General features: G+C 61.8%; 3 protein-coding genes. 1 reads left to right on the top strand and 2 read right to left on the bottom strand.

What is annotated here, in order from left to right; genetic code table 11:
• Window positions 1-503: 503 nt before the first annotated feature.
• Window positions 504-2,363, top strand: a complete 1,860-nt coding sequence (locus BQ17_RS09290; RefSeq protein WP_089726410.1) for a phosphoenolpyruvate carboxykinase (GTP) — start codon at window positions 504-506, stop codon at window positions 2,361-2,363.
• A 158-nt stretch (window positions 2,364-2,521) separates the two neighbouring features.
• Here BQ17_RS09290 and BQ17_RS09285 read toward each other — a convergent pair whose 3' ends face one another.
• Together BQ17_RS09285 and ccmI are read right to left on the bottom strand one after the other, a co-directional pair.
• Window positions 2,522-2,704, bottom strand: coding sequence for a hypothetical protein (locus BQ17_RS09285; protein ID WP_089726408.1), 183 nt, complete (start codon window positions 2,702-2,704; stop codon window positions 2,522-2,524).
• A 343-nt stretch (window positions 2,705-3,047) separates the two neighbouring features.
• Window positions 3,048-4,388 carry a c-type cytochrome biogenesis protein CcmI gene (ccmI, locus tag BQ17_RS09280; RefSeq protein WP_089726405.1) on the bottom strand — a complete coding sequence of 447 codons (1,341 nt, stop codon included), beginning with the start codon at window positions 4,386-4,388 and terminating at the stop codon, window positions 3,048-3,050.
• Window positions 4,389-4,729: the final 341 nt, after the last annotated feature.

The raw sequence follows: 4,729 nt of genomic DNA, 5'->3' as shown, positions 1-4,729 counted from the left end.
CGTGATATGGAATTCAGCGTGGAATATGGTAACTTCATCCCACCGCTTTCGGGAAAAGCGAATACTTTCACAGTCTCTGGAGCCTGGGAGCCAACCGAGAAATCCTTGTCCTGACGGAGGAGGGATCTTGTGCCTAAATAACACCATCAGGATGAATCCTCAATGGGAAGACCTCGGTGTGGGTTGGTATTGAAGATCCCTCGCTGCGCTCGAGATGACAGGTTCGGTTGAGATGATATTGTGGACAACCCCACCGCCGCACGCCACAATTGACACCTTCGGGTTCGGAGCGTACAGCGCGACCGGTGGCGGTGCGCCCGCTTGCAAAAGACGTTAACCTAATATCCTGGATTACCACACGCTGTGTGCCTGTTGCAGATTCGGTCCCCGGTTTTTCTTCAGGTTTCAGATGGTCGCCGGCCAACGCCTGGCGATTCTCTGTTCCGATCTTTCCGCGGTTACCGATAAACCACCCCTAGCGAAAATTGGAGGAGAAGCTCGAAATGACAGTTACCCACGACGGTGCGACCCGCACCAACAATAAGAAGCTGCTGGCATGGGTCGATGACATAGCCCGACTCTGCGAGCCGGATCGCATCTACTGGTGCGACGGATCTCAAGAGGAATATGACCGCCTGTGCGGCGAGTTGGTGGAGGCCGGGGTCTTCACCCGCTTGAATCCGGACAAACGGCCCAACAGCTATCTCGCCCGCTCCCACCCCAGCGACGTGGCGCGGGTCGAGAACCGCACCTTTATCTGCTCGAAGAAGGAAGAGGATGCAGGTCCCACCAACAACTGGATGGACCCCAAAGAGATGCGGGCCATTCTCGACGAGAAGTTCAAGGGCTGCATGCACGGACGGACCATGTACATCATTCCCTTCAGCATGGGCCCGCTGGGCTCCGACATCGCGCACATCGGATTCGAGATCACCGACTCGGCCTACGTGGTGGTCAACCAACGGATCATGACCCGCATGGGACAGCAGGTCTTGGACGTGCTGGGTGACGACGGCGATTTCGTGCCCTGCGTCCATTCGGTCGGCGCCCCCCTGGAAGCGGACGCGAAGGATGTCACTTGGCCCTGCGCCCCGAATATCGACGACAAATACATCACCCACTATCCGGAGACCCGGGAGATCTGGTCCTACGGCAGCGGCTACGGCGGCAACGCCCTGCTCGGTAAGAAGTGTTTGGCCCTACGCATCGCCTCGGTCATGGCCCGTGATGACGGCTGGCTGGCCGAGCACATGCTGATCCTGGGCATCGAGTCCCCCGAGGGGAAGAAGACCTACGTGGCGGCGGCCTTCCCCAGCGCCTGCGGCAAGACCAACCTCGCCATGCTGATCCCGCCGAAGACCATGGAGGGCTGGAAGGTCACCACCATCGGCGACGACATCGCCTGGATCAAGCCCAAAGAGGACGGCAAGTTCTACGCCATCAACCCCGAGTACGGCTTCTTCGGCGTGGCACCGGGCACCAACTACAAGTCCAATCCCAATGCCATGGAGTCGCTGAAGGAGAACTGCATCTTCACCAACTGCGCCCTCACCGACGACGGCGATATCTGGTGGGAGGGGATGACCGATGAGCCGCCGGCGCACGCGATCGACTGGAAGGGTAATGACTGGAACCCCGGTACGGGCACCCCGTCCGCCCACCCCAACTCCCGCTTCACTGCGCCGGCCTCCCAGTGTCCCTCCATCGACCCGGACTGGGAGAATCCCGCCGGCGTACCCATCAGCGCCTTCATCTTCGGCGGGCGGGTGAGCCACAACTTCCCGCTGGTCTATCAGGGCTACAACTGGGAGCACGGGGTCTACATGGCCGCCACCATGGGCTCCGAGGCCACCGCCGCCGCCATCGGCCAGGAGGCCATGCGCCGCGATCCTATGGCGATGCTGCCCTTCATCGGCTACAACATGGCCGAGTACTGGAAGCACTGGCTGAAGATCGGGCGCTCGCGCGTGGCCACGCCGCCGCGGATCTTCCGCGTCAACTGGTTCCGCAAGGACGATAAAGGCAAGTTCATCTGGCCCGGCTTCGGCGAGAACATGCGGGCGCTGCAATGGATCGTCGAGCGTTGTACGATTGGGGCCGAGGCGATCGAGAGCCCCATGGGCTGGGTACCGCCCTATGAGGCCCTGGACTGGAAGGGACTGGATTTCGGCAAGAAATCCTACTTCGCCATCATGAACATCGACCGCGAGGTGGCGCGCAAGGAAGCCAACGACCAGGAAGAGCTCTTTACCCGCTTCGGCGATCACCTACCGCGGGAGATGGAGATCGAGCGCGAGATGCTGCTTCAGCGTCTCTACCACTCACCGAAAGTCTGGGACCTTTCGGCGGCCGAGGCGAATTGAGGACCGACAAAAATCCCCCGCCATCGGCGGGGGGCATTGCTCCTACGCCGCCCTGAGCGGTTGATTGGGGAGCGACTGATTGATCGGGGCCGCAGCTGCGGCCCCGATTTTTTAGCAATCCTGAAGTGGAGCAAAACCTAATCCCACAGGCAAGCCAATCAGCTAGGCCCCTTCCGGGAGGCCGGATGCTCAAAGTCCGGATGCTTATAGAGGGGAATGCGTCGCGGCTCATGGTCACTCTCCTCGACATAGCGGAGGCGCGACCAGGCGGCAATCGCCACAACGAGTGCCAAAATCAGTAGGACGATAATGCGATTGATAGTGCGATTGCGAGTAATCATTTGATCTCATTCTCACAAAAACTGCCGCGCCGACCAGCTCCGGTCGGTCGGCATACAGCCTGACCTTTCTATCCCAGTAGGCCCAATAAGCGCGAAGTTGTCATAGATTACCATACAAATGTTGGCTAATACTCCTTGACCTGGATAGAAGACAGGGCCACCGAATAATACCCACGTTAGCGGAAGAGAAAACGACGAAGCGCGCGAAAAAGATCCCTCCCTTCGGTTCGGGATGACAATTTCGCGCGGATTCGGTGATTCGTCGTTTCTCCTCTTATTTGTCGACCGGTAACGCTTAACTTAATGGCATTGAGCTGGGTCTTACCCGAGCGTGATACAGCTTTCAATGTCTCACCCGATCGATCAGGATCTTCACGATACCGATCTGGCCTGGTTTGACCATGCTCACTTCACCTTCCAGGTCGCCGCTTTGGGGGGTGGCCTGGCCGCTCTTGGAGATGCGGGCGCCGATGGTCACTTGATCGAATTCGGATAGCTTCATGGTGGGGATCACCGTCATGGCGTCGGTGAGGGTGATAGTCAAGGGTAGATCCCGGACGTGTCCGCGGTGGACCGCAAGCGGCATGGGGGGGCCTGCGGCCGCTTTGGCGTAGATGAAGAGGCTGTCGTTCATATTCGCCTGGGGCCAGAGAGATTCCGCCAGGGATACTTCTACCCTTACCCCGGCGGTAGCTGCCGCGGGCTGGGGGCCGGCCGGCCGTTCCGGCTTGGCGGCGTCAGCGGTGTTGGGTGGGGTCCCTTGCGCGGTGTCCCCGGTCTCGGTTCCAGCCGGTACTTGCTCCGGCGCCTGCTCCGGCCTTGGGCGGCTGCGGGCCTGGGTGATGTAGCGCGTGAGCTCCGCCGCTTCCGTGCTCTCCGGGTCGAAAGTCGCCAGCAGCGCCTCCCATTGCTCCACGGCTTGGTCATAGCGGGCGGCTTGGAAGGAGACCAGGCCCTCGAGCCAACGGGCGCCGGTGTGTTCCGGGTCGATCTTCAAGGCGGCTTGGATCAGCTCGGCCGGGCGGCCCGCCAAGGCACTGCCGTGGTTGGCGGCAATCGCCTCGGCATAGGCCACCAGGACATCCGGGTTGTCCGGTGCCAGGTCGTAGGCCCGCTCCAGGGCCTGGAGGGCGCGCTGCGGCTGGCCCATGACGAAGTAGGTACGGCCCAGCATCATCCAGCCTTCCAGGTTGTCCGGGTGCCGTTCCAGCTTGTCCCCCAGGCGCTGTACCATCACCTTCAGGGGTGGTATCTCGCCTTGGGGCCCCGGATGTGCCGCCGGCGCCTGGGGCCCCGCGGTGGCTGCCGCCAAGCGGGGGATGAGATCGCTGTTCCCCAGGTACAGATACAGGGAGACTGCCACCGTGGGCAGGAGGACCGCAAGCAATACGGCGGTCCAGCGTCCACCGCCGGCCTCAGCGGCAGGCTCGGTAGGGGTGCCCTCGAGGTCATGGAGCAGCTCCCGCTCCAGGTCTTGGCGGGCGGTCTGGTATTGCTGCCGATCCAGCGCGCCGGCGGCCAGATCCGCATCCAGCTCTTGAAGCTGCCGGTGGAAGAGGGTCAAGGCGAACTCGTCTCGATCCGGGTCATCCCTGCTGCGGTCGCGCCGCGAGAGCAGAGGCGGCACGACGAACAGGAGCGCCAGGCCGATGAGTGCGGCGGCCGAGAGCCAGAAGATAGTCACTTGGGGGGTCCTGGTAGCGGTAAATTTTCAAGTGGTTAGCGTAGAGCGGTTCATCGACCACGCCCCGTTTCTTTTTTGATCCCTTCTCCCTGGCCTTCTCCCGGCGGGAGGGTGTCGTAAAAGGTGACGCCCAACGCGGTCTTTCTCGTTCCCACGCGCTGCGTGGGAAGGTGGCAGCTCCGCGCCGCGGAGAGCATCGGGCCTGTGTCCAGCATTCGTATACACGGGAGCCAAACCTGCCGGCGGTCCGGCGTTATCCGGTGCGGCCCGGAAGGCGTCTGCTCTGACCGTTGCCGCCAGCTGGTGATGGGGTCCGTAAGCCGTCTGAAAGACGGCGGTCC

This window comes from Candidatus Thiosymbion oneisti (assembly GCF_900092655.1).
In the GTDB taxonomy this organism is placed as follows: domain Bacteria; phylum Pseudomonadota; class Gammaproteobacteria; order Chromatiales; family Chromatiaceae; genus Thiosymbion; species Thiosymbion oneisti.
Note: the sequence above shows the minus strand (reverse complement) of the source record. Positions and strands in the feature narration are given on the sequence as shown.

What these genes read in the sequence shown, in the direction of transcription:
- BQ17_RS09290 (WP_089726410.1), top strand. Translation starts at nt 504, where the DNA reads ATGACAGTTACCCACGACGGTGCGACCCGCACCAACAATAAGAAGCTG.
- BQ17_RS09285 (WP_089726408.1), bottom strand. Translation starts at nt 2,704, where the DNA reads ATGATTACTCGCAATCGCACTATCAATCGCATTATCGTCCTACTGATT.